Annotated in this window: 21 protein-coding genes and 1 pseudogene; 13 read left to right on the top strand and 9 right to left on the bottom strand. The window is 61.5% G+C overall.

Translation table 11 applies throughout. The features are described from left to right. Nucleotides 1-21: 21 nt before the first annotated feature. The 4 genes from NKH73_RS16435 to NKH73_RS16420 form a co-directional block, all read right to left on the bottom strand. Nucleotides 22-330 (bottom strand): alpha/beta hydrolase, encoded by a 309-nt coding sequence (locus NKH73_RS16435; RefSeq protein ID WP_352933345.1) that lies wholly within the window; start codon nucleotides 328-330, stop codon nucleotides 22-24. A gap of 614 nt (nucleotides 331-944) precedes the next feature. After that, the gene (locus tag NKH73_RS16430) at nucleotides 945-1,646 is read right to left on the bottom strand and encodes a GIN domain-containing protein (protein ID WP_352933342.1); all 702 of its coding nucleotides are present in this window, start codon (nucleotides 1,644-1,646) and stop codon (nucleotides 945-947) included. A gap of 34 nt (nucleotides 1,647-1,680) precedes the next feature. Then, nucleotides 1,681-2,253, bottom strand: a complete 573-nt coding sequence (locus NKH73_RS16425) for a DUF1700 domain-containing protein (RefSeq protein ID WP_352933340.1) — start codon at nucleotides 2,251-2,253, stop codon at nucleotides 1,681-1,683. Continuing rightward, nucleotides 2,250-2,576, bottom strand: coding sequence for a PadR family transcriptional regulator (locus NKH73_RS16420; protein WP_352933337.1), 327 nt, complete (start codon nucleotides 2,574-2,576; stop codon nucleotides 2,250-2,252). The genes NKH73_RS16425 and NKH73_RS16420 overlap by 4 nt, the downstream gene beginning before the upstream one ends. 193 nt (nucleotides 2,577-2,769) lie before the next feature. On the opposite strand from NKH73_RS16420, the gene NKH73_RS16415 reads away from it, so the two are divergent. From NKH73_RS16415 to NKH73_RS16395, 5 genes are all read left to right on the top strand, one after another. Then, a complete protein-coding gene (locus tag NKH73_RS16415; protein WP_352933334.1) occupies nucleotides 2,770-3,858 on the top strand; it encodes an AbrB family transcriptional regulator in 1,089 nt (362 codons plus the stop codon). A 456-nt stretch (nucleotides 3,859-4,314) separates the two neighbouring features. Next, nucleotides 4,315-6,033, top strand: coding sequence for a 2-isopropylmalate synthase (leuA, locus tag NKH73_RS16410; RefSeq protein ID WP_502893943.1), 1,719 nt, complete (start codon nucleotides 4,315-4,317; stop codon nucleotides 6,031-6,033). A 194-nt stretch (nucleotides 6,034-6,227) separates the two neighbouring features. Beyond that, nucleotides 6,228-8,006: a tetratricopeptide repeat protein gene (locus NKH73_RS16405; RefSeq protein WP_352933332.1), complete on the top strand. Its 1,779-nt coding sequence runs from the start codon at nucleotides 6,228-6,230 to the stop codon at nucleotides 8,004-8,006. Nucleotides 8,007-8,130: 124 nt separating this feature from the next. Further along, nucleotides 8,131-8,934 carry an alpha/beta fold hydrolase gene (locus NKH73_RS16400; protein WP_352933330.1) on the top strand — a complete coding sequence of 268 codons (804 nt, stop codon included), beginning with the start codon at nucleotides 8,131-8,133 and terminating at the stop codon, nucleotides 8,932-8,934. 131 nt (nucleotides 8,935-9,065) lie between these two features. Continuing rightward, nucleotides 9,066-9,689, top strand: a complete 624-nt coding sequence (locus tag NKH73_RS16395) for a hypothetical protein (RefSeq protein ID WP_352933328.1) — start codon at nucleotides 9,066-9,068, stop codon at nucleotides 9,687-9,689. 109 nt (nucleotides 9,690-9,798) lie between these two features. Here NKH73_RS16395 and NKH73_RS16390 read toward each other — a convergent pair whose 3' ends face one another. After that, on the bottom strand, nucleotides 9,799-10,713 hold the full coding sequence (locus tag NKH73_RS16390; RefSeq protein ID WP_352933802.1) for a metallophosphoesterase family protein: 915 nt from the start codon (nucleotides 10,711-10,713) through the stop codon (nucleotides 9,799-9,801). A 53-nt stretch (nucleotides 10,714-10,766) separates the two neighbouring features. Between NKH73_RS16390 and NKH73_RS16385 the strand changes: the two genes are divergently transcribed. Beyond that, nucleotides 10,767-11,267 carry an NUDIX domain-containing protein gene (locus tag NKH73_RS16385; RefSeq protein WP_352933326.1) on the top strand — a complete coding sequence of 167 codons (501 nt, stop codon included), beginning with the start codon at nucleotides 10,767-10,769 and terminating at the stop codon, nucleotides 11,265-11,267. Here NKH73_RS16385 and NKH73_RS16380 read toward each other — a convergent pair whose 3' ends face one another. Beyond that, nucleotides 11,268-12,257 carry a glutathione S-transferase family protein gene (locus NKH73_RS16380; protein ID WP_352933324.1) on the bottom strand — a complete coding sequence of 330 codons (990 nt, stop codon included), beginning with the start codon at nucleotides 12,255-12,257 and terminating at the stop codon, nucleotides 11,268-11,270. It abuts the gene before it with no gap. Between the two features lie 274 nt (nucleotides 12,258-12,531). Between NKH73_RS16380 and NKH73_RS16375 the strand changes: the two genes are divergently transcribed. The 6 genes and pseudogenes from NKH73_RS16375 to NKH73_RS16350 all read left to right on the top strand — a co-directional run bounded on the left by NKH73_RS16375 (nucleotide 12,532) and on the right by NKH73_RS16350 (nucleotide 17,263). After that, nucleotides 12,532-13,068: a GNAT family N-acetyltransferase gene (locus NKH73_RS16375; protein ID WP_352933322.1), complete on the top strand. Its 537-nt coding sequence runs from the start codon at nucleotides 12,532-12,534 to the stop codon at nucleotides 13,066-13,068. 70 nt (nucleotides 13,069-13,138) lie between these two features. Beyond that, a complete protein-coding gene (locus NKH73_RS16370) occupies nucleotides 13,139-13,900 on the top strand; it encodes a 3-hydroxyacyl-CoA dehydrogenase (RefSeq protein WP_352933319.1) in 762 nt (253 codons plus the stop codon). A gap of 20 nt (nucleotides 13,901-13,920) precedes the next feature. After that, nucleotides 13,921-15,093, top strand: coding sequence for a CaiB/BaiF CoA transferase family protein (locus NKH73_RS16365; RefSeq protein ID WP_352933316.1), 1,173 nt, complete (start codon nucleotides 13,921-13,923; stop codon nucleotides 15,091-15,093). 38 nt (nucleotides 15,094-15,131) lie between these two features. Beyond that, a complete protein-coding gene (locus NKH73_RS16360) occupies nucleotides 15,132-15,938 on the top strand; it encodes a HugZ family pyridoxamine 5'-phosphate oxidase (RefSeq protein ID WP_352933314.1) in 807 nt (268 codons plus the stop codon). A gap of 128 nt (nucleotides 15,939-16,066) precedes the next feature. Beyond that, nucleotides 16,067-16,405: an ArsR/SmtB family transcription factor gene (locus tag NKH73_RS16355; protein ID WP_352933312.1), complete on the top strand. Its 339-nt coding sequence runs from the start codon at nucleotides 16,067-16,069 to the stop codon at nucleotides 16,403-16,405. 55 nt (nucleotides 16,406-16,460) lie between these two features. Further along, nucleotides 16,461-17,263 (top strand): annotated as a pseudogene (locus NKH73_RS16350) (TrmH family RNA methyltransferase). A gap of 16 nt (nucleotides 17,264-17,279) precedes the next feature. Here the strand turns inward: NKH73_RS16350 and NKH73_RS16345 are convergent. Beyond that, nucleotides 17,280-18,449 (bottom strand): coiled-coil domain-containing protein, encoded by a 1,170-nt coding sequence (locus tag NKH73_RS16345; protein ID WP_352933310.1) that lies wholly within the window; start codon nucleotides 18,447-18,449, stop codon nucleotides 17,280-17,282. Nucleotides 18,450-18,586: 137 nt separating this feature from the next. Next, nucleotides 18,587-19,123 carry a DUF1134 domain-containing protein gene (locus tag NKH73_RS16340; protein WP_352933800.1) on the bottom strand — a complete coding sequence of 179 codons (537 nt, stop codon included), beginning with the start codon at nucleotides 19,121-19,123 and terminating at the stop codon, nucleotides 18,587-18,589. Between the two features lie 428 nt (nucleotides 19,124-19,551). Here NKH73_RS16340 and chpT point away from each other — a divergent pair, with 428 nt between their 5' ends. Then, nucleotides 19,552-20,181: a histidine phosphotransferase ChpT gene (chpT, locus tag NKH73_RS16335; RefSeq protein WP_077380165.1), complete on the top strand. Its 630-nt coding sequence runs from the start codon at nucleotides 19,552-19,554 to the stop codon at nucleotides 20,179-20,181. A gap of 252 nt (nucleotides 20,182-20,433) precedes the next feature. Here chpT and ctrA read toward each other — a convergent pair whose 3' ends face one another. Beyond that, nucleotides 20,434-21,129, bottom strand: a complete 696-nt coding sequence (gene ctrA / locus NKH73_RS16330) for a response regulator transcription factor CtrA (RefSeq protein WP_006203583.1) — start codon at nucleotides 21,127-21,129, stop codon at nucleotides 20,434-20,436. Nucleotides 21,130-21,263: the final 134 nt, after the last annotated feature.

The raw sequence follows: 21,263 nt of genomic DNA, 5'->3' as shown, positions 1-21,263 counted from the left end.
AGTTGGAGTGTCGGCGCGGTTCTAAAGCCGATTACGGAAGAATTCTGCTACTTTCACCTTGATGTCGGCCTGAACAGCAGCACGATCGACACCTTGCGCGTCCTCGCAGACTTCTGGTGCTTGCTGCTTCAAAGCTGCTGGGCAGATGTCCGTGAGCACGAAATGTCCGCCGGACACGTATTGAACCTGCGGAGGCTGGGGAAGTCCTGCCGCCAGAACCCGCGTGTTTTCCTCACCCATTCTACTGTGTTTCGGACGAAACAGCAGGACCGGCATCTGTACCGCCACCAGACCATCCTCGTCGAATAACACGCCAAATGGATCGAGCAAGGCAAGCGCCTTCAAGGGAAGGCGAGGAGGTGGGAGGTCGGCCAACCGGACGCGTTTCGGCGGTGCCGCATTCCTGTCGCCGCCGGGGCCTGCATTGCATGATTGGACGTCCTCCGGATGCGTTGCGCAATAGGCAGCGAGATGCCTGAAGTCGGGCACTCCGCCCGCAAGTTCCAATGCGACCGCCCCACCGAGTGAAAAACCGAGCATACCCAACCTGGCTGCGTTGGCATGGGTCTTGTCCCTGCTGGGCGAGATAAGCGGCGAGACCTCGCAGGACGAGGGGACTACCACCGGTCCGGCCGCCACCATGTGAGAGCAAAACGACCGGAAACTCGCCGTCCGCAATCGCCGCATTGCGGCTGGCGAAAACGGCGAAAGGGCCGGCCTGCCACTGCACCTCTTCCGCGCGCGTCGGATACCAGACGAAGGTATCGAACGGCTCCTTGGCTGGAACAGAAATACGTGTAATCCCGGCGTGGAACGGGACCGGCTGCGCCCACGCCGTCGAGACAGAAAAGGCTATCAGGAAACAAAGCATGCGCATGGCCGTCTCCGAAGACAGGTCGGCAGAATGGATATCCTCAGGATGCGACGGATGCAGGCGATCAACGCTACGGCACTTGCACTATGCTGCCGCTGCCTCTTACCTGCGAACGCCGCATGGTTGGGTGCCCGTGCAGTTCGACATCACCGCTGCCGTAAATCGAGACGTCCGCATCCGCCTGTGCGGTAATTTGTGCATCGCCGCTGCCGCGAATCTCGATCCGTGCGGATTGGGCGATCAGGCCCTTGAGCCTCCCGCTGCCCGAACCGGAGATATCCAGGCCGACGGTCTGTGCGACCCCGGTGGCGGCGACGCTGCCGCTTCCCCGGATGGTCAGCCGCAGCTCAGGCTGATTGATCTGCGACAAGGTGAGGTCGCCGCTGCCGAGCACTTTCCAGTCGGCTATTGCCGGTCCGGACAGGCTGATGTCGAGCCGGGACCCAAACCAACCCGGCTCACAATCCAGGCTGAGCCTGCCGCCTTCAAACCGCACATGGTCGAGCAGAGCGCCGCTCACAACCGCCTCCGCCTTATCCCCCGGCTGGTAGTGGACCGAGGCCGGCAGATCGATGGTCAAACTATCGCCGGTGGTGAAAGGCAAAATAGCCTCTTGTCTGGTGGACGTGGCCGGCCCGCAGGTGGACTGCCCCGAAATCCACCAACCTCCGGCATTGGCCCAATCTGGCCCGGAAAGCCCGATACCCAACACCAGAAAGACGACTGCGCCGATCAGCCCTGCCGTCGCAACGAATGCCAATTTTCCGGTCATTGTCTGGTTCCTTCAAAATGGTGACAAACAACGCTCAAACGCGGTCATCGCCCGGTTGAGCCAGGCGGGAATGCAGCCGCGCGTAATGCCCGAGTATGCGTATGCCCGCGCCCAGCCCCAGCAGCAGCAAAGCGGCGCCGCCCACAAGACAGCTAACCAGCCCGGCACCGATGAAGAGGCGTCCCAAGGTCGCCGTGAACATGCCGCCACCGTCGAATAGCAGCGTTGTGAGGATGATCTTGAGGCCGAGCGCACCGACGGCGACAAGCGCAATGGCAAGGCCGAGCGCAATGACGATCGTGGCGATAAGCAGCGGCAGCAGGAAAAGGATGTCGACGATGACAAGGCCAGCCAAAGCCACCGTGGCCGCCAACAGGTTAGACACGCTCCAGTGGGCCTCGAAGCGGCGCAGCCCAGCCTCGGCCCGCAACTCGCGGGCGAGCCTGGCCGGGTCGCCCAATGCAGAGGCGACCTCCGCTTCGTTTCGGCCCGACACGTCGGATTCGGCGAAATGGGCGGCGTAGTCGCCAACAATGTCCTCGATCTCTTGAGGCGGCAGACCGGCGAGTCCCAATCTTAGCGTGCGCAGGAAGGCATCCCTGGTCATGGCAGATCCTCAAGAAGTTTATCGACTGCGCCCGAGAAAGCGCGCCAGTCGCGGCGATGAGCTTCGAAAGCCGTCCGGCCCAAAGGCGTGAGCCGGTAATATTTGCGGGGCGGCCCGCTGCTCGACTCGACGATGCGGGTGGCGACCAGGCCGTCGTTCTGCATCCGACGCATCAAAGGATAGATCGTGCCTTCGCCCATGCTCACCGCAGCGACCAACGTGCTGGCGATTTCATAGCCGTAGCTTTCGCCCCGCGACAGCACGGCCAGGACGCACAGATCAAGGGCGCCTTTTCGCAACTGCACTTGGATCGAGTCGGTCATGTCAGGTCTCGGTTTCAAGGCGTGTATATAGCATGCTACCTGTTTATGCAAGGTAGCTGATCACGCTGAGGCCCTCACGCAATCCTGATGCGATAGGTACTTGTCGCAAAATCCAAAACCGCGACGAACGAGCCGTAGGATTTTCTCCGGCAGCGGGCTTCGCATTCTTCCTGCATGAGTCTAAGACGCGAATATGGACACTTTGCCAGACCAGCCGACCGTCGAACGCATGGCGCGGATGCCCAAAGTCTGGCAGTGGCTGGCCCTGCTGATCTTCTCGATCCTTTTCGCCGGCGCACTGGAATTCGCCGCCTTGCCGGCAGCGCTGCTGATCGGACCGATGCTGGCGGCGATCCTGGCCGGCACCAACGGCGCCACTGTGCGCGTGCCGGGCCCTTTGTTCGGCGCCGCCCAGGCGATCATAGGCTGCCTTGTCGCCGCTTCGATCTCCGCTGATATCTTTCCGATCTTCTACAAGGAATGGCCGCTGTTCCTCGGCACTGTGGTAGCGACCGTTGCGGCATCCAGCCTGCTCGGCTGGCTGATCAGCCGTTGGCGCATTCTGCCCGGCACCACCGCGGTCTGGGGCTCATCGCCGGGCGCGGCCACCGCCATGGTGCTGATGGCCGGCGCCTTCGGAGCCGACCAGCGCCTCGTCGCCTTCATGCAATATCTGCGCGTCATCTTCGTCTCGATGACGGCGGCGCTTGTCGCAAAGATGTGGGTCGATACATCAGGTATCGAGATTCCGGCCATCGTCTGGTTCCCGCCGATCGATCCAACAGCCTTTACCGCAACACTGGGCGTGGCGCTCGTCGGCAGCCTCATTGGAAAGCTGTTCAGGCTGCCGTCGCCCTTCTTCCTCGGCACCTTCATTTTCGGCACTGCGGTGCATCTCGGACTAGGCGTGACGATGCAGTTGCCGCCCTGGCTGCTCGCCCTCGGCTATACGATGATCGGTTGGACCATCGGCCTGAATTTCACCAGGGCAATTCTGCGGCACGCCACCCGGGCGCTGCCGCAGATCGTCGGCTCGATCATCATCCTCATCGCTTTCTGCGGCGGCCTCGGTTTCATGATCAGCCATGTGCTCGGCATCGATCCGCTTACCGCCTATCTGGCGACCAGCCCCGGCGGCATGGACAGCGTCGCGATCATCGCCGCCGCCGCACAGCACGTCGACATTTCCTTCATCATGGCGCTGCAATCGGCCCGGTTCCTCGTCGTGCTGCTGATCGGGCCGAGCGTTGCGCGGCTGGTGGCGCGAAGTCTGAGGGAATAAAAGGGTAATCAACGCCTGCTGACACGCCGGGGGCGTCCAGTGCTCAAGAAGGTGTCGGCTAAAGGAACGCCACTCGTTCGGCCCAGGTCGTTCGGCCCACTTGCCTCTCCTTGGCCGCTCCTGTATGAAAACCGCCATGACCAACCGCGCCATATCAGTCGCTTCCCGTCAGACCGGCTTTGCCGGTGAGACCGTGCGCGCGCTTGCTTCCACCCTGCTGCTTCTCGGCCTTATCGGCGATCGCCGGGTTCGCTAAAGGAGCGCCCGGCGGTCGAACCGCCGCTCACGCGCATGCTCCTTGGCAAGTCAATTAAGCGAATGAACATCTGGTAAAGGCGCCGCTCGGCACCAAATCCGCCTGAAGGCGGATCCGGCGAGCCGCCGGGAGAGACGACAATGAACGCACGAGAAGAAATCCGCGCAGACAGCGGGGAGATGGGCAGGACCGCAAAGGTCATGCCAGAGGCAGCCCGGGGCATGCCAGAGGCAGCCCGGGGCATGCGGGAGGCAGCCCGGAAATACCAACCTTACCCGACCGTTGGTCTCACTGATCGCGTTTGGCCGTCGAAGGTCATCGACAAGGCGCCGATCTGGTGCTCGGTCGACCTGCGCGATGGCAACCAGGCGCTGATCGACCCGATGGGTCACGAGCGCAAGGCGCGCATGTTCGCCCTGCTGCTCGACATGGGCTTCAAGGAAATCGAGATCGGCTTCCCGTCGGCCTCACAGACCGATTTCGACTTCGCCCGCTGGTGCATCGAAGAAGGCAATGTGCCGGCCGATGTCTCGCTGCAGGTGCTGGTGCAGTGCCGGCCGGAACTGATCACCCGCACCTTCGAGGCACTGCAGGGCGCCACCAACCCGATCGTGCATTTCTACAATTCGACCAGCGAATTGCAGCGCCGCGTCGTCTTCGAGAAGGACGTCGCCGGCATCAAGCGGATCGCCACCGATGCGGCCAAGATGATCACCGACATGGCGGCGAAGGCCGGCGGCGGCTACCGCTTCGAATATTCGCCGGAAAGCTTTACCGGCACCGAGCTCGAAGTGGCGCTGGAAATCTGCAATGCCGTCACCGAGATCGTGAAGCCCACGGCGGAAAACAAGCTGATCATCAACCTGCCGTCCACGGTCGAAATGTCGACACCCAACATCTATGCCGACCGCATCGAATGGATGTGCCGCAACCTCGATATCAGAGAAAACCTGCTTGTTTCGCTGCATCCGCACAACGATCGCGGCACCGGCATCGCCACCACCGAACTCGGCCTGATGGCTGGTGCGGACCGCGTCGAAGGCACATTGTTCGGCAATGGCGAGCGCACCGGCAATGTCGACATCGTCACGCTGGCGCTCAACATGTACACGCAAGGCGTCGATCCCGAGCTCGATTGCTCCGACATCAACCGGATGAAAGACGTCTACGAATATTCGAACCAGCTGAAGATCCCCGAGCGCCATCCCTATGTCGGCGAGCTCGTCTACACGGCCTTTTCCGGCTCGCACCAGGACGCCATCAACAAGGGCATGAAGGCGTTGCGCAAGGCCAACACGCCGCATTGGGAAGTTCCCTATCTGCCGATCGACCCGGCCGATGTCGGGCGCAACTATGAGGCGATCATCCGCATCAACTCGCAATCCGGCAAGGGCGGCATCGCCTATGTGCTGCAGGCGGATTACGGCCTCCATTTGCCGCGCAACCTGCAGATCGAATTCAGCCAGGTGATCCAGGCGATCACCGATGCCGAAGGCAAGGAGGTGCCGGCCAAGCGCATCCACGAGCGTTTTCTCGACACCTATGTCGACCAGCCCAGCGGGCGGCTGAAGTTCCTCGACCACCACACCTATCCCGACACCGAGGTCAAGGGGCGGCGCGTGGTGGAAGCGGTCATCCTCGACAGCGGCAAGGAGGTGACGATTTCAGGTTCCGGAACCGGTCCGATCGACGGCTTCGTCGACGCGCTGTCGCGCCATGTCGGCGTGCCGATGTCGGTGCTCGACTATTCTGAGCACTCCATGCAGCGCGGCTCGAATGCCTCGGCCATCTCCTATGTCGAGATGGAGCATCCCGGCGGCAAGCTGTTCGGCGCCGGCATCAACACCAACATCGTGGCCGCGTCGCTGGAAGCCGTGGTTTCCGCCGCCAACCGCATTGTCGGCCGAGAGGTCGACTAGGCAAACTGTCGAAAGCTAACAGCTGGAGCAAGATGAACCCTGATGGTATCATCTTGCTCTGGTCTTTCGCACCATTAACCACCGGAGAATTATCCAGTGGGGTACGCGATCGCATAATGGATGCATGCTTGTATGGCAGTGCAGGCGTTATATGATTGCGTCTCAACCTGTGCCGACTTCGAAAGGATCGACACTTGCAGCATGCCACGCCTGCCGCCCCCGCAGTGCGCGAGACGTTGGAGCGATTGCTAGCCAGCGAGACGTTCGGACGGTCCGAGCGAGCGCGTAAACTGCTTCGCTATCTGGTCGAGCGCGAGCAGGCAGGCGAAGCCGACAAGCTTAAGGGCTTTTCCATCGCAATGGATGTTTTCGGCAAGGACGGTGATTTCGATCCGTCGACCGATGCCGTCGTGCGGGTGCAGGCGGGCAGGCTGCGCGAGCTTCTGCAGCATTACTTCGCCAATGAGGGTGTTGCCGAGCCGATCCGCATCGCCATTCCGCGTGGCGGCTATGTCCCATCCTATGAGCTCAACGCCATTCGCTTGCCGGCCGAGTCGGTGCCGGAGGAACACATCGAAGCGGCAGCTACCTTGTCGGCATCGCTCGAAGAGCCGGGCCTGGCTGTACGTGCCGCATCGTTGATGTCGCCTGTCGCTCGCGAGCCGGCACCTTCGCTGATGCGCCATCTCCAGTTTTTCTGGTTGGCGATCGCGCTGGTCATCGCCATGTTGAGCGTACTGATCCTTCGTCAGGGAGGCGGCGCCTTGCTGGCGGGAAGCGATACCGCGTCGACGATCGAGAACGCAGTGGCCACCGGCAGCATAGCGCCATGGGCTCCGATCGAAACTCTTCCGCTCGTCCACATTGGGGTGAAAGCCAACAGCGCGGAGGCTGCCCGCGTAGCGGCATCGCTGCGCGCCGGCCTCAGCGGCTTCGATACGGTCAACTTCATCGGCCGGGACGCCAACGGCCCGCCCGATCCGGTCACCGATGCAATCAGCTTCGTATTCGATGTTCTGCCGGGACCAACGGCAGGCGACGTCACCCTCGAGCTTCAAAGCGTGGCGACCGGACGGGTCCTGCTGTCACGCAATTTGACTGCCGCCGACAGCACGCCCTCCACCGTCGAGGACAATGTCGCCAGCATTTTGAGTTCGGCCGTCACCGCCTCGGGCACGATCTACAACTATATCGAACAGAGCGGCCTTCAGACCGGCCTGACGGAGTGTCTGCTGCTCAATGACAAGTACTATCTCGACCAGGGCCCCAAAACCCATGAGGCTGCCTATCGCTGTCTCGAAAACCTGGTCGATCGGGATGCGAAATCGTCGCTCGTCTATTCGGAACTCGCGACCCTGCACCTCGAGGCGGCCACCGATCACTACGCCTATCCAGCCGGCGCAACGATCGAACAGGCGATGTCGCTTGCCCGTCGCGCCGTGCAGATGGGGCCGACCAGCCCCTATGCGCATCGTGCCTATGGCTATCTCAACTCCCGGCTCGGCAATTCGGAAGAATCGATCCGCTGGATGCACAAGGCCTACGAACTCAACCCTTACGACCTCAGCATGGCGGCAGCTTACGCCTATGGTTTGATTTTCGCCGGCAGGTATAGGGAAGGAACACCGATCCTTGCCCACGCCGCCGAGACGTCCAGCGCCCATCCGACCTGGTGGGACTACGGGCTTTTCGTCGGCCAGTTCATGGCCGGTGATATGAACAAGGCCGCGCTTGCCAGCGATGCGTTGCAAGCGACGCCGACGAAATCGCACTATCTGGCTGCGCGGCTGATCAGCGCGAAGGCGGGAGGCCGCGATCAACTGGCGCACCAACTCGTGGACGAGATGACTGCCAGATTCCCGAAATTCGCTGCCGATCCGCGCGCGACCTTTGTCGAGAGGAGATATCCCGCCGATCTGACCGACCGCCTGGTCGAAGCCTTGCGTGCTGCCGGGCTCGGCAATGCCAGCTAAGCCCCTTTGAGCTAACACGGCTGATCGCGAAAATTTTACTGGCCATCGGCTCGGACAAGGCGCAATCCAGCCACAATCTGGAATTTCGCCCCCTGTTAATCCTGCAATAAAATCATAAACCCCCATGTTTTCATCCCTTTACGCTGCCGAACGGGGCACCGGATCGAAGACGGTTGTCTTCCTGCATGGCTTCGGCGGTTGCCACGACGGCTGGCACGAGGTGATTTCGACACTAACGCCTGGTTCACGGACGCTGGCCTATGATCTTCCGGGCCATGGGCTATCCCTCGATTTCTCCGGTGGCGGCCCAGCCAAGACGGCCGCTCGGGCTGTTCTTGCAGACCTCGCTGCACGCAGGGTTAGGAAGGTGCATGTCGTCGGCCATTCGATGGGCGGAGCAGCCGCAGTGCTGATGGCATTGGCCGAACCCGAAAGGATAGCGTCGCTGACGCTTCTGGCGCCGGGCGGTTTTGGGACTGAGATCAATGGACCGCTGTTGCGCCGTTATGCCGCCGCTGCCGGCGAAGATGAAATCCGCGCTTGCCTCGAAGCCATGTCCGGACCGCAAAGCCTGCCCCCGGAGCGCATCACGGATGTCCTTGGCGAAATGCGCGCGCGTCCCGGCCAGTTGCAGAAACTTGTCGAGATCGCGGCTGCAATGACCAAAGGCGATCGGCAGGGCGTCATCCCGCGCGAGCGGCTCGAGACGCTTGATATGCCGGTGATGGTGGTCTGGGGGACGGATGACGCGGTGCTGCCTTTCACCCAAGCCGATGATCTGCCGGCGCATTTCCACCTGCACTATGTATTGCAGGCCGGCCATATGCTGGTCGAGGAAGCGCCCGGCCTGATCGCCGAGATCGTCCGCCGCAATATGAAACGACGCAGCAGGTCGTTTCGTCCGAAACCCGCCGCTGCGGCGAACTGATTGCCCCTGCCAAAGCGCGTCTTCGAGCCGGGTTGTCCGGTAAGCCGCTTATAGGCCTATCGATCTCGCAAGTGCATTTTGTCGGCGGCTGTGTTAACTCGGTGTTAACCAAACCCACGAGGCAAACGCCGATGAAGGATGCAGGCGAGAACATCACCCAGATCGATCAGTCGCGAAAACTGTCCGATGCCATCCGCGACGTGAAGAATGCATTCGCCGACCGTGACGACGTCGTGGTCGACATGCGCGAGGCGCATCGTATGCGGCTCGATTTGCTTGCTGCCGAACTCGCGCCCATCTTTGCCGACGTGCCCGCCGACATGGATAATTTCGACTTCGCCGTCTCGTCCGGGCTGCAGCCGCGTCTATGGATCGACGCCGTCAGCCATGTCGCCATGGGACGCGACCGCCGCACCTATCGTTTCCTCAGGGATACGCGCATCGGTCGCGTCGTTCTCGCCGAATCGACCGAGATGAAACCGGTGGCCGACCAGGTGACGCGCTACGTCGCGGAGCGCGTCGTCGAACGCCAGAGAATGATGGAAGGCGGGGTCGAGCAGGCTGTCGCCGGACTGAAACGTGCGTTGGTCCCGGAAGCCGAGCCGCCACTACGATCTGGCTCACGCAGCAAAGGTTGGTCTGCCTTCTTCTCCGCTATCGGCCTGATCGCCGCCGGCGCCCTGGTCGGGTTGGCTGTATCGACCGTGTTGTTCTGGGACCGCCTCGTTGCGATGGGACTGAGCTTTGGACCATGATCCTGAACTGAAGGTCCGCGCAGCGAAAAGTGGAATGCGGTTTTCGGAAAAAATCCTGGTCAAACACTGAGATCGAGCCCGTCCCGATTCTATCGGGATGGAACGATCTCTAGGCCATAGCGTCCGCGCCAAGTTCCAGAACCTCCAGATCGGAAGGCGGGATGGCCGGCCCAGTCAGGCCACGTCGCGTCAGCTTGATCCGCCATTTGTTCTTTTCGCCGTCGATCTCCAACAGATTATATTGCGCCGCCGGGTGCCTGCCGCCAGGCGCCTGCCCTGCGGCGGCGACGCCGACCACCGGAATTTTGGCCCCGCGACCGCCGATGAAGAACAGCGTCGGCTCGTGCGAATGGCCGTGCAGCACAAGCTCGGCTCCGTGTCGCTGAACGATCTTGTGAAAGCGGGCAATGCCGAACAGTCGCTTGGGCTGCGAAACGGCGCCGCGCACCGGCGGATGGTGGATCATGATCACCCGGAACAGCCCGCGCTTGGCAGTGGCGTCGAGCACTTCGCGCAGCCTTTCCGCCTGATCTTCCAGAAAGAAGCCGTTGGCCATGAACGGAGCCGTGGCCCGTGCCGTCGTGACACCGATCAGCGCGACGTTGCCGCGCACGCGCAGATAAGGGAAGGCGTCGCGATCGACCGGCGTATTGACGCCGTCGCCGGTCATCCACGCCGCCCACGACCGGCAGGCTTTGTCGAAGGCGCCCGGTACGTAGGCGTCGTGGTTTCCCGGAACCACCGACACATCATCGGGAGAACCCAGCGTTTCCAGCCAGTGCTTGCCCATCTCGATCTCGCCGTCGAGCGCCAGATTGACCAGATCGCCGGTGACAGCCAGGTGATCTGGTGCGCTCGCCTTCATATCGGCGACGATCGTGTCGATGACGGCGTCGCGCATGTGGCGGCGGCGGTTGCGCTGCCAGTTGACGTAACCGACCACCCGCTTGGAGGCGAGATCGCGATAGGTTACACCGGGAAGCGGTCCCAGATGGATATCGGAAATATGCGCGAGCCTGAACATCCTCTCTTCATAAGCGACGCGCGCGCTGCTTTCCACCCACGGTTTCGTGGGTGATGACATCTCCGGATCCGGAACAGGATTTACGCCAGACCGGCTGGCCGGGTTTCAGGGCAAGGCTGTTTCATCTGTATTTCGTGTTGCGCAGGCCGATGACGCTCGGAGTGCGCGGTTTGATCCATGATCGGACGTCCAATTCCGTCTTCCTCATTCGCCACACCTATGTACCGGGCTGGCAGCTTCCAGGCGGTGGCGTCGAGCTGGGCGAGACGATGATCGAGGCGCTGACGCGCGAGCTCTCCGAGGAGGGCAACATTGCATTGACCGCGCCGCCGGTGCTTAAATCAATGCATTTCAACCGGCGGGCCAGCCGCCGCGACCATGTCGGCCTCTACTTGGTCGAGCAGTACGATCAAACGGCGCCGAAGCTGCCGGACCGCGAGATCGCCGCAGCCGGTTTCTTTCCGCTCGACCGCCTGCCGGAAGGAACGACGCCGGCCACGTTGCGGCGGCTTGCCGAGATTTTTGACGGCGAACCGCCCTCGCTCTACTGGTGATTACGCCGCCTTCTTGAACCGATTGCGATTATGCGGCGCCGCGTAGTCCAGTTCCGGTCCGACCGGCACGATGCGTGTCGGGTTGATCGTCTCGTGGCTACCGTAATAATGCGATTTGATGTGATGCAGGTTCACCGTGCCTGAAACGCCTGGAACCTGATAGAGGTCGCGCAGATAGTGCGACAGGTTCGGATAGTCGGCGACGCGGCGCAGGTTGCACTTGAAATGGCCGACATAGACCGGATCGAAGCGGACCAGCGTCGTGAACAGCCGCCAGTCGGCCTCGGTGATGCGGTCACCGACGAGATAGCGTTGGCGAGACAGGCGGTCCTCAAGTTGGTCGAGCGCAGAAAACAGTTCGCCGAACGCTTCATCGTAGGCCGTTTGCGTGGTGGCAAAGCCGGCGCGGTAGACGCCGTTGTTGATCGAGGGATAGACCAGCGCATTGACAGCTTCGATCTCGCCGCGCAGCGCCGGCGGATAGAAATCGAGGCTGGCATCACCCCACTCGTCGAAGGCTGAATTGAGCATCCGGATGATCTCGGAGGACTCGTTGGAGACGATCGTTTGTTCTCGCCTGTCCCACAGAACCGGCACCGTCACGCGGCCGGAATAGGCGGGATCGGCCTTAGTGTAGACCTGATGCAGGAAATCGAGGCCGTAGAGCGTATCGCCGGTGGCGCCGTCCTCCGCCAGGAATGTCCAGCCATTGGCGCCCATGAAATGATGGACGACCGAGACCGAAATCACATCCTCGAGCTTCTTTAACGCTCGAAAGATCAGCGTCCGGTGTGCCCAGGGGCAAGCAAGCGAGACGTAGAGATGGTAGCGGCCGGGCTCGGCCTTGAAGCCGCGCTTGCGGCCTTCGCTCGGCACGCCGTCGACCGTGACCCAGTCGCGCCATTGCGATTGCGCCCGCACGAACCTGCCGCCGCTGTCCTTTGTGTCGTACCGGCGGTCCTGCCATTTACCGTCGACCAGCAGTCCCATACTAAATCTCCTTGCATCCTCTTCACCATTTAGGCGCAAGGCGGCGCTGCCGAAGTCGCCATGTGCTGAACAGACCGTCACTTGGGCGAAACGGCACCCAAAAACGGCCGATTGCAGTGGCTGAGGATTGATGCTAGCGGACAATTCGCATGTTCGACTTTGCTTTGATCCGGTTCGACCGACGACGAAAGGGCGCCCGCGCTTAATGAAGCGCTGACTGGCGAACGCTGCCGTTTGCAGCAAACCTTTCCCCGTATACCGGAACGCAAAGACCATGAGCCTTGCCGACGTGAAATATCTGCCGGAAACTCCGGCGCATGACCCCGAAATCGAAGCCATCAACGACGAAGCCTTTGGGCCGGGCCGTTTCGTGCTGGGCGCCTACAAGATCCGTGAGGGCGGCCCGCATGAACGCACCCTGTCCTTCGTAGCGGTCGATGGCGATATCGTTGTCGCCTCGGTGCGCATGACGCGTATCGCGGCCGGCGCCGGCCGCGCGCTGATGCTTGGACCGCTTGCCGTGCGGCCGGCCTTCAAGAATCTCGGCATCGGCCGCCGGCTGGTCGCGATCGCGCTGGAAGCCGCCGCCAAGGCCGGCATGCCGGCAGTGATGCTTGTCGGCGACGAGCCCTATTACGGCCCGCTCGGCTTCAAGAGAATCCCGCGTGGGCAAATCTCCATGCCGCGCCCGGTCGATCTCGACCGGCTTTTATCGCATGAGATCGTGCCGGGTGCGGTGGCAAGGCTGGTGGGGGAGGTTTGCCACGCCGATCAGGCAAGAGTTGCCGCGCATGTCGCTGCGATGGCGTGACCATCCAGATGCTGTTGCGCCGTCCTGTCGGGCTTCGTAGCATGTGCGCGGCAGGATGGAGGACGCTGGCATGAATCCGAACGGCCAGATTGCGATCGTCACCGGCGGTGGCTCCGGCCTCGGCGAGGCGACGGCGCGTGCGCTGGCTGCGAAGGGCGCCCGCGTTGCCATCCTCGACCTCGGCATCGACCGTGCGGCGAAGGTTGCGGCCGATATCGGCGGCATCGCCATCCAATGCGACGTGAGCAGCGCCGACGGCGGTGCCGCTTGCGTGGCGGAAGTGGCAAGAAGGCTCGGCGAACCCCGTATCCTGGTCAATTGCGCCGGCATCGCCATCGGCATGAAGACGATCGGCAAGGACGGTCCGCACCCGCTCGACCAATACCGTAAGGTGATCGAGGTCAACCTGATCGGCACCTTCAACATGATCCGCCTCGTCGCCGACCGGACCGCCAAGCTTCAGCCGCTGGAGGGCGGCGAGCGCGGCGTCATCGTCAATACGGCATCGGTCGCTGCCTATGAGGGTCAGATCGGCCAGGCGGCCTATTCAGCCTCCAAGGGCGGCGTCGTCGGCATGACGCTGTCGGTGGCGCGCGACCTTGCCCGGTCGGGTATTCGCGTCTGCACCATCGCGCCCGGCATCTTTAAGACGCCGATGATGGCCGGCATGCCGCAAGAGGTGCAGGATTCGCTAGGCGCCGCGGTACCCTTCCCGTCCCGTCTCGGCGAGCCTTCCGAATATGCAGCCCTTGCGCTGCACATCGTCGAAAACCAGATGCTCAACGGCGAGACCATCCGCCTCGACGGCGCCATCCGCATGGCGCCGAAGTAGCCGACCATGAGTGCCCGACCATGAGTGCCGAAGTCTTCCCGCAGGCGAAGACCGGCCCGCTCGCCGGTCTGACAGTGATCGAAATGGCAGGGATTGGACCGGTGCCGCTGGCCTGCCTGATGCTGTCGGAGATGGGAGCCGAGGTGCTGCGCATCGAGCGGACCGGTTCGACCGAGTCGTTTCTGTCGCTATCCGATGAATACGACATCGATCGTCACGGCCGCACCATCCTGCGGATCGACCTGACGCGCCAGGAAGGCGCCGAACTGGTGCTGCGCCTTGCCGAAAAGGCCGACATGCTGGTCGAAGGGTTTCGTCCTGGCGTCATGGAGCGGCTTGGTCTTGGGCCGGATGCCGTACTGGCGCGAAACCCGGCACTGATCTACGGTCGCATCACGGGGTTCGGCCAGGATGGGCCGCTATCGGGTCGTGCCGGCCACGACATCACCTATCTCGCCTATTCGGGTGTGCTGCACGCCATCGGCCAGGAAGGAAGCCGGCCAGTCCCGCCGCTCAATCTGGTCGCCGACTATGGCGGCGGCGCCATGATGCTGATTACCGGCGCGCTGGCCGCCCTGTTTGAGCGTTCGCGCACCGCCAAGGGGCAGGTGATCGACGCGGCAATGACCGAAGGTGCTTCGATGTTGACGACACCTATTCACGCCTTGATGGCGGCCGGCCTGTGGAGTGATACGCGCGGCGCGAACCTGCTCGATTCCGGCGCGCCGTTTTACGACACCTATGAGACGGCGGACGCACGGTATATCGCCGTCGGCTGCCTTGAACCCCGGTTCTTCGCCGAATTCGCAAGACTGCTGCCGCTCGACGAGCGTTTTGTAAGTGGCCAATACGACAGAACGTTGTGGCCGGAGATGCGCGCTACCATTGCCGATCGAGTCGGGCAGAAGACACGGGACGACTGGGCCAAACTCTTTGCCGCGACCGATGCTTGCGTCGCACCGGTTCTGTCGCTGCAGGAAGCCAGGGCTCATCCGCACAATCGCGCTCGCAACGCCTTTGTGACGTCAGGTGTGCTTGATCGCCCTGCCCCCGCGCCGCGCTTTTCGCGCTCGCAGCCGACGCTTGCCGCGATGCCGGCCGATCACGATCGTAAGGCGGCTACGGTGCTGGCACGCTTCGGCCTTTCGAAAAGCGAGGCCGAGGCCCTTGTCAAATCCGGTGCGATAGATTGATAACTGGAGAAGAAAGATCGGCTTAAACGGTGAGCATTTTGGACGACCGAAAGAAGGACGTGATCCGCGAGACCGACGCCGAAGCGATCAGTCTGGCGAAGACGCTGATCCGCAGCGCCCGTTTCGGCGCGCTGGCAGTGATCGAGCCAGGCACCGGTTCGCCGCTGGCCAGCAGGGTCGGTGTCGCCACTGATATCGACGGCACGCCGCTGATCCTTGTATCGATGCTGTCCGCCCATACCGGTGCGATCCTGGCCGATCCGCGCTGTTCGCTGCTGGTCGGCGAGCCTGGTAAGGGCGACCCGCTGGCGCACCCGCGGTTGACGCTCGTCTGTCGGGCAGCGCGGCTTGAGCGCGGATCCGGCGAGCATGCCCGCGCCGAACGGCGCTATCTCAACCGCAACCCCAAGGCGAAACTCTATGCCGGACTTGGCGACTTCTCGATCTTCCGCCTCGAGCCGGAGCGCGCCAGTCTCAACGGCGGCTTTGGCAAGGCCTATTTGCTGGAGCACACCGATCTGGTCACGACCGCGTCGATCGTCGAAGAACTTGCCGTCGGTGAACAATCCGCTCTTGACCACATGAACGCCGACCATAGCGACGCAATTGCCGTCTACGCGCGCCACTTCGCCAAGGCCGCGGGCGACGGCTGGTTGGTCACCGGCTTCGACGCCGACGGCATGGACCTGGCGTTGGGCGACGATGTCTGCCGGGTCTTCTTCCCTGAGCCCCTGAGGACGGCGCGCGAGCTCAGGCATGTTCTGGTCGACATGGCAAAGACCGGCCGAGCGGCGGATAAAACACAGCCCGACAGTAAATCGCGTCGGATTGAAAGCAAGTCTTGAGATTTGAGTGAAATGTTCTACCCTTTCCCGGTAGCGTTGAATCGCCAGCGCACATTCGCGAGTGAGTCTATGGAATCAGACGCTATTGCCCCCATAGCGCCGGATGAGCAGGAAGGTATGGGGGATCGATGGTCTCGAAAAAGCTAATCGCCAATGCCGAATCAGCGGCTGCGTTTCTGACGCTGATGGGCAACGAGAAACGACTGTTGATCATGAACTATCTAGCCGACGGCGAAATGTCGGTCGGCGCTATCGCCGAGAAGGTTCTGCTCAGCCAATCCGCGCTGTCACAGCATCTGGCCAAATTGCGGGCGCTCGATCTCGTCGAGACCCGGCGCGATCGGCAGATGATCTACTATTCCTGCAAATCCGATGCCGTGCGCGAACTTCTCAAGACGCTGGACGGGATTTTCGGCGAGGGTGAGCTGTCGCAGATGACGTACCGCCTGCGTCGCTCCGGGACTTGACCGGCCGGCCTAAGTTCTCCTTCCCTCGCTGACCTTTTCGTCTGCCGAGGAACGCATGCGTCACATTCGTATCGACGACCCGCAAGACCCGCGCGTCGCCGCCTATCTCGATATCCGCGAGCGCGATCTTGCCGGCCGGCAGGGCCGTTTCGTTGCCGAAGGCAAGGTGGTGCTCGAGGTGCTGCTCGCTGCCAACGCTTTTCGGCCGAATCGGTGCTGGTACTCGAAAACCGGCTGGCAGGCCTCGACGCAACCCTGCGCGAGGCGCCCACGGACCTTCCGGTCTACGTGGCTACCAGCGAGGTCATGGACAGGATTGCCGGCTTTCACATGCATCGCGGCATATTGGCGATCGGCCGCAAGGGCGAGGCGCAACCTGCAGAGGCTTTGTTTGACGCCCTGCCCGCGCGCGCGTTAGTCGTCGCGCTGGTCGGCATCGCCAACCATGACAATATGGGCTCGATCTTTCGTAACGCCGCCGCCTTCGGTGCCGATGCCGTGTTTCTGGACGCGACCTGTTGCGATCCGTTATACCGCAAGGCGATCCGGGTCTCGGTCGGTGCCGCGCTGAAGGTTCCCTTCGCCTCGTTCACTGAGACCGTCGGCTTCACCACGGCGCTCGACCGGTTGGGCTTCGGCCAGTTCGCTTTGTCGCCGCGTGGCCAAACCGATATTCGCGATGTGAAAAGGACTAAACGGCTGGCGCTCTACCTCGGCACTGAAGGCGAAGGGCTGCCCGAGAGCCTGCTCGCCCGCCTGCGGACGGTGCGAATCGATATGGCAGAAGGCTTCGACAGCCTGAATGTCGCCGCCGCGTCAGCCATCGCCTTGCATCATTTTTCGACGGGCCAGACCTGAGCCGCAGAAAGCAGCATCACTGCCTGGGTTCCTGCATCGATTCGGCCTTCTGCAGCGCTCGCACCCGATCGGCAAGACTGCGTTCGCCGCTCCCCGGTTCCCTGGGCGCCGCAAGCACCTTTGCGATCGGCGACTCCGGCCCGTCGAGCCTTGCCGTCAGAGCCACGACCTGCGCCGCCAGGTCGCTCATCTGCTCGCGCAACGCAGCGCTGGCGCGGCGCGCATCCTCGCCCTCTCCGGATTTGGAAGCGGCAAGATCCGTTTTCAGCCTCTTGTTCTCGCGGGCCAGCGCCATCAGTTTGGCCTCCAACTGCTCCCGGTCGCTGTCGAGCTTGGCGATGGCTTTTTCGATGTCATCGCCCTTGATGGCCGCATTGGCTTGGCTGCCTTGCGCTGCCACGAGACGCACCGCCGACGCGTTTTCCGCACGTTCGCTTTTCGATTTTTCGCGAAGCCGCGCGATTTCCCTTTCGCAGCGGCCAAGCTTATCCTCGCGATCGGCAAGCGTGGCGAGCAGGCGCTCGACCTTCTTGTCCAGTTCGCCGGTCTTTTTCTTTTCGGCTTTGAGCGCGTCTTGCGTCGCCTTGTTTTCGGCCGCGATCTCCTGTTGGCGTCTCTCTGCCTCCCTGCGCTGACCGCGCAGCAGCGAAATGTTGTCGGCCAGCTTTTGCAGTTCGGATTCGCGCGCCACAAGTTCGATCTGGCGGCTGCTGGAAGAAAAGCTGGCGTCGTCATACATGTGCTCCAGCTTTTTCAGCTCGAGCGCACGCTTTTCCAGGGCATGCTCGGTTTGAGCGAGCCGATCCGACAAGAGCTGGAACTGATCTTCGCGCTGCCGAAATTCTTTGCTCTTGGCCTCGAGATCGGAAAGGGCCTGTTTCTTATCCTTCCGCTCGACCGCCAGTTCCTTTAGTGCCTCGCGGCCGCGGCCGATCTCGACAAGATGTTCGGCCGTTTTCTCGCGCAGCGATTTGACGCTCATCTCAAGCTTGCGCGTCGACATGGCGAACTCGGCACGGATGCGATCCTTCTCGGCCTGGATCTCGGCCAGCGTCAGCGGCATCGAGCCCTCGACGCGTCTGCGTGTCAGCGTTACAGCCCGGCGCCAGATGGCCGGGGCAATCATCAGCGCCAGAAAGCCGGCGCAGAGAAAGCCGAGGACGAAGAACAGGACCGACTGAACCAAGATGACTATCCGTTATGGACCGTTGGGGACTGTGCCACCTCCGCATGACGGAATTCCGGTGCTGCGGCAAGGGTCTGCCGCAGCGATGTTCGGATCGTCGGCCTTGGAATCAATCAAGATGAAGAGGCACCGCTTGCTCAGAACGGATTCCAGGTGGCCCGCTGGGTAAGTTTGAGGTAGCCCAGATTGACACCAAGCCGGGCGCCGACGCCGGTACGGATCGGAACCAGCAGCACATTGTTGTTCTTCATCACGTTGAAGCCGACGCCAGCCACGAGGTATGCAGAGCCGGCAACGCCGCCGTAACGGTTGTAGAGGCTGGTCACATCGTCGAGATTATAGACCAGTATCATCACCCGCGAGCCCTCGCCGCCAAAATCCCAGCCAAGCGACGGCCCTTGCCAGAACACTTTGTGATCACCGGCATTCTTGGTGTAGAGCGTGCCTTCGCCGTAGGTCAGGCCACCAATCAGCGCACCCGAGCCCTCCTCGCCAAGCAGATAGCCGTTGGGCAGGCCATAGGAGGCGAAAATCTTCTCGACGACGGTGGCGAGCCCGCCCGACGTCGCGCCGAAGAATTTATGACCGGAATCGACGATCTCCTGAGCGGTGTATTCCTGCGCCCGCGAGGCCGAGGTTGAAAAGACGACAAGGCCCATGAGAGCGATTGCCATTGAGATGACACGGAAGAAATTCCGGTCTGAGATGACACGGAAAAAATTCCGGTCGTAGTATCGGGAAAACATGCTTCCAATCTCCGTCAGGGAGCACTTTCGCCGACGCCTCGCATCTGTGCGGCTCTTTGGCGGCCGTTAAGGATGACTGTTATGGGCAAACTATGCCGTAATCCTTTTTCAACCATTAAGCTCTCACATGAAGATGGCGGTTAGAAGGCCGGTTTCGAGCCGGTTTCGCGTCGCCCGTGCAGGATCTGCATCCTGCGTGAACACACCATTTTCGATAACGACAATTCCGGATTTGTTGCTGCACGCTCAGGCGCTGTGTATTCAGTAGGCCTTGGGAGAGAGTGTGATTCGTATGGACAGGCGTGATCATCGATCGCCCGGCCATTTCTAGTGAAATTTTGCAGGGACTTTCGCCGATGGCCGAGCTTTTCACCCTTTCCGCACCCGATCTCGCAGCGCTTTTGTGCAGCCGGGTCTGCCATGACATCATTTCGCCGGTCGGCGCCATAAACAACGGGCTCGAGCTGCTCGATGAAGGCGGCGCCGACGAAGACGCCATGAAATTGATTCGCCAGAGCGCCAGAAACGCTTCGGCGCGCCTGCAATTCGCCCGCATCGCCTTCGGCGCAGCCGGTTCTGCCGGCATGATGATCGACACCGGGGACGCCGAGGCGGTTGCGATCGCCTTCCTGAAGAACGAGAAGCCGGAACTGATCTGGAACGGAACCCGAGCACTGCTGCCCAAGAACAAGGTCAAGCTGCTGCTCAATCTCATTCTGGTCGCCAACGCCGCCATACCGCGCGGCGGCAAGCTTACGGTCACGCTTGAGAACCTAGACACCGAACCACGTTTTGCGCTCGCCGCCAGCGGTCCGATGCTTCGCGTGCCGCCCAAATTCCTGGAGCTCCATTCCGGCAACAAGCCTGAGGAACCGATCGATGCGCATTCGGTGCAGCCCTACTACACGCTACTTCTGGCACGCGAGGCTAATATGACGATATCGATCCACGCGACCGCGGAGGAAATCGTGCTTTCGGCGGCCTGACGCTGCTAAGCTGATCGAAAAGAACAGACAAGTATTTTTGCAGACGATATTTACCCACGCCATCACAGTCGAATGAAATAAGCCTCTCGTCTGCATTGGCACCAAGCATTGATCAAGCGACTTTTCACCTAACGTTTTTTTGACTTCTTTTCCGGATTGGTCGCATGCCTCCGGAATCGGCGCTTCGATATCTGCGACATAAACGCAAAATCCGGCCGGAGCCGGATTTTTGTCGGTGATCGGATCGGAGGTTCAGGCGCTGACGCGGATATCTTCCGGCTCGCGCAGCACATAGCCACGGCCCCAAACCGTCTCGATGTAATTCTGACCGCCAGAAGCGGCGTCGAGCTTCTTTCGCAGCTTGCAGATGAAGACGTCGATGATCTTCAGCTCCGGTTCGTCCATGCCGCCGTAAAGGTGGTTGAGGAACATTTCCTTGGTGAGCGTGGTGCCTTTGCGCAGCGAGAGCAGCTCCAGCATCTGGTATTCCTTGCCGGTCAGATGCACGCGCTGGCCACCAACCTCAACGGTCTTGGCATCGAGATTGACCACAAGGTCGCCGGTGGTGATGACCGACTGGGCGTGGCCTTTGGAACGCCGGACGATAGCGTGGATGCGGGCGACCAGTTCGTCCTTGTGGAACGGCTTGGTCATGTAGTCATCTGCGCCGAAGCCGAGGCCGCGCACCTTGTCCTCGATGCCGGCCATTCCGGAGAGGATAAGGATCGGCGTCTTAACTTTCGAAAGGCGGAGTGTTCTCAACACCTCGTATCCCGACATGTCAGGAAGATTGAGATCGAGAAGGATGATATCGTAGTCGTAGAGCTTGCCTAGATCGACACCTTCTTCGCCAAGATCGGTGGTATAGACATTGAAACTTTCCGATTTCAGCATCAGCTCGATGCTTTGTGCGGTTGCACTGTCATCTTCTATCAGCAGAACACGCATTTCATTCCCCTTTTCTGCTGCCGGACCATTTCACGACCCGTCCAGGACCGGAGCAGTGATTGCCTGAGCAGAGGCTGCCATCGAATGGTTAATAAAACCTAATTCCGTGCCGCTGACGGTATCAGATTTTTTAA

Source organism: Mesorhizobium sp. M0938 (assembly GCF_040319125.1).
Lineage (GTDB): Bacteria > Pseudomonadota > Alphaproteobacteria > Rhizobiales > Rhizobiaceae > Mesorhizobium > Mesorhizobium robiniae.
This window is presented reverse-complemented; position numbering and strand designations above follow the sequence as displayed.

Excerpts from the sequence above, each read along its gene's own strand:
- NKH73_RS16430 (WP_352933342.1), bottom strand. The coding sequence starts at position 1,646 with ATGACCGGAAAATTGGCATTCGTTGCGACGGCAGGGCTGATCGGCGCA.
- NKH73_RS16425 (WP_352933340.1), bottom strand. The coding sequence starts at position 2,253 with ATGACCAGGGATGCCTTCCTGCGCACGCTAAGATTGGGACTCGCCGGT.
- NKH73_RS16420 (WP_352933337.1), bottom strand. The coding sequence starts at position 2,576 with ATGACCGACTCGATCCAAGTGCAGTTGCGAAAAGGCGCCCTTGATCTG.
- NKH73_RS16415 (WP_352933334.1), top strand. The coding sequence starts at position 2,770 with ATGGACACTTTGCCAGACCAGCCGACCGTCGAACGCATGGCGCGGATG.
- leuA (WP_502893943.1), top strand. The coding sequence starts at position 4,315 with ATGCCAGAGGCAGCCCGGGGCATGCCAGAGGCAGCCCGGGGCATGCGG.
- NKH73_RS16400 (WP_352933330.1), top strand. The coding sequence starts at position 8,131 with ATGTTTTCATCCCTTTACGCTGCCGAACGGGGCACCGGATCGAAGACG.
- NKH73_RS16395 (WP_352933328.1), top strand. The coding sequence starts at position 9,066 with ATGAAGGATGCAGGCGAGAACATCACCCAGATCGATCAGTCGCGAAAA.
- NKH73_RS16390 (WP_352933802.1), bottom strand. The coding sequence starts at position 10,713 with ATGTTCAGGCTCGCGCATATTTCCGATATCCATCTGGGACCGCTTCCC.
- NKH73_RS16385 (WP_352933326.1), top strand. The coding sequence starts at position 10,767 with ATGACATCTCCGGATCCGGAACAGGATTTACGCCAGACCGGCTGGCCG.
- NKH73_RS16380 (WP_352933324.1), bottom strand. The coding sequence starts at position 12,257 with ATGGGACTGCTGGTCGACGGTAAATGGCAGGACCGCCGGTACGACACA.
- NKH73_RS16375 (WP_352933322.1), top strand. The coding sequence starts at position 12,532 with ATGAGCCTTGCCGACGTGAAATATCTGCCGGAAACTCCGGCGCATGAC.
- NKH73_RS16370 (WP_352933319.1), top strand. The coding sequence starts at position 13,139 with ATGAATCCGAACGGCCAGATTGCGATCGTCACCGGCGGTGGCTCCGGC.
- NKH73_RS16365 (WP_352933316.1), top strand. The coding sequence starts at position 13,921 with ATGAGTGCCGAAGTCTTCCCGCAGGCGAAGACCGGCCCGCTCGCCGGT.
- NKH73_RS16355 (WP_352933312.1), top strand. The coding sequence starts at position 16,067 with ATGGTCTCGAAAAAGCTAATCGCCAATGCCGAATCAGCGGCTGCGTTT.
- NKH73_RS16340 (WP_352933800.1), bottom strand. The coding sequence starts at position 19,123 with ATGGCAATCGCTCTCATGGGCCTTGTCGTCTTTTCAACCTCGGCCTCG.
- chpT (WP_077380165.1), top strand. The coding sequence starts at position 19,552 with ATGGCCGAGCTTTTCACCCTTTCCGCACCCGATCTCGCAGCGCTTTTG.
- ctrA (WP_006203583.1), bottom strand. The coding sequence starts at position 21,129 with ATGCGTGTTCTGCTGATAGAAGATGACAGTGCAACCGCACAAAGCATC.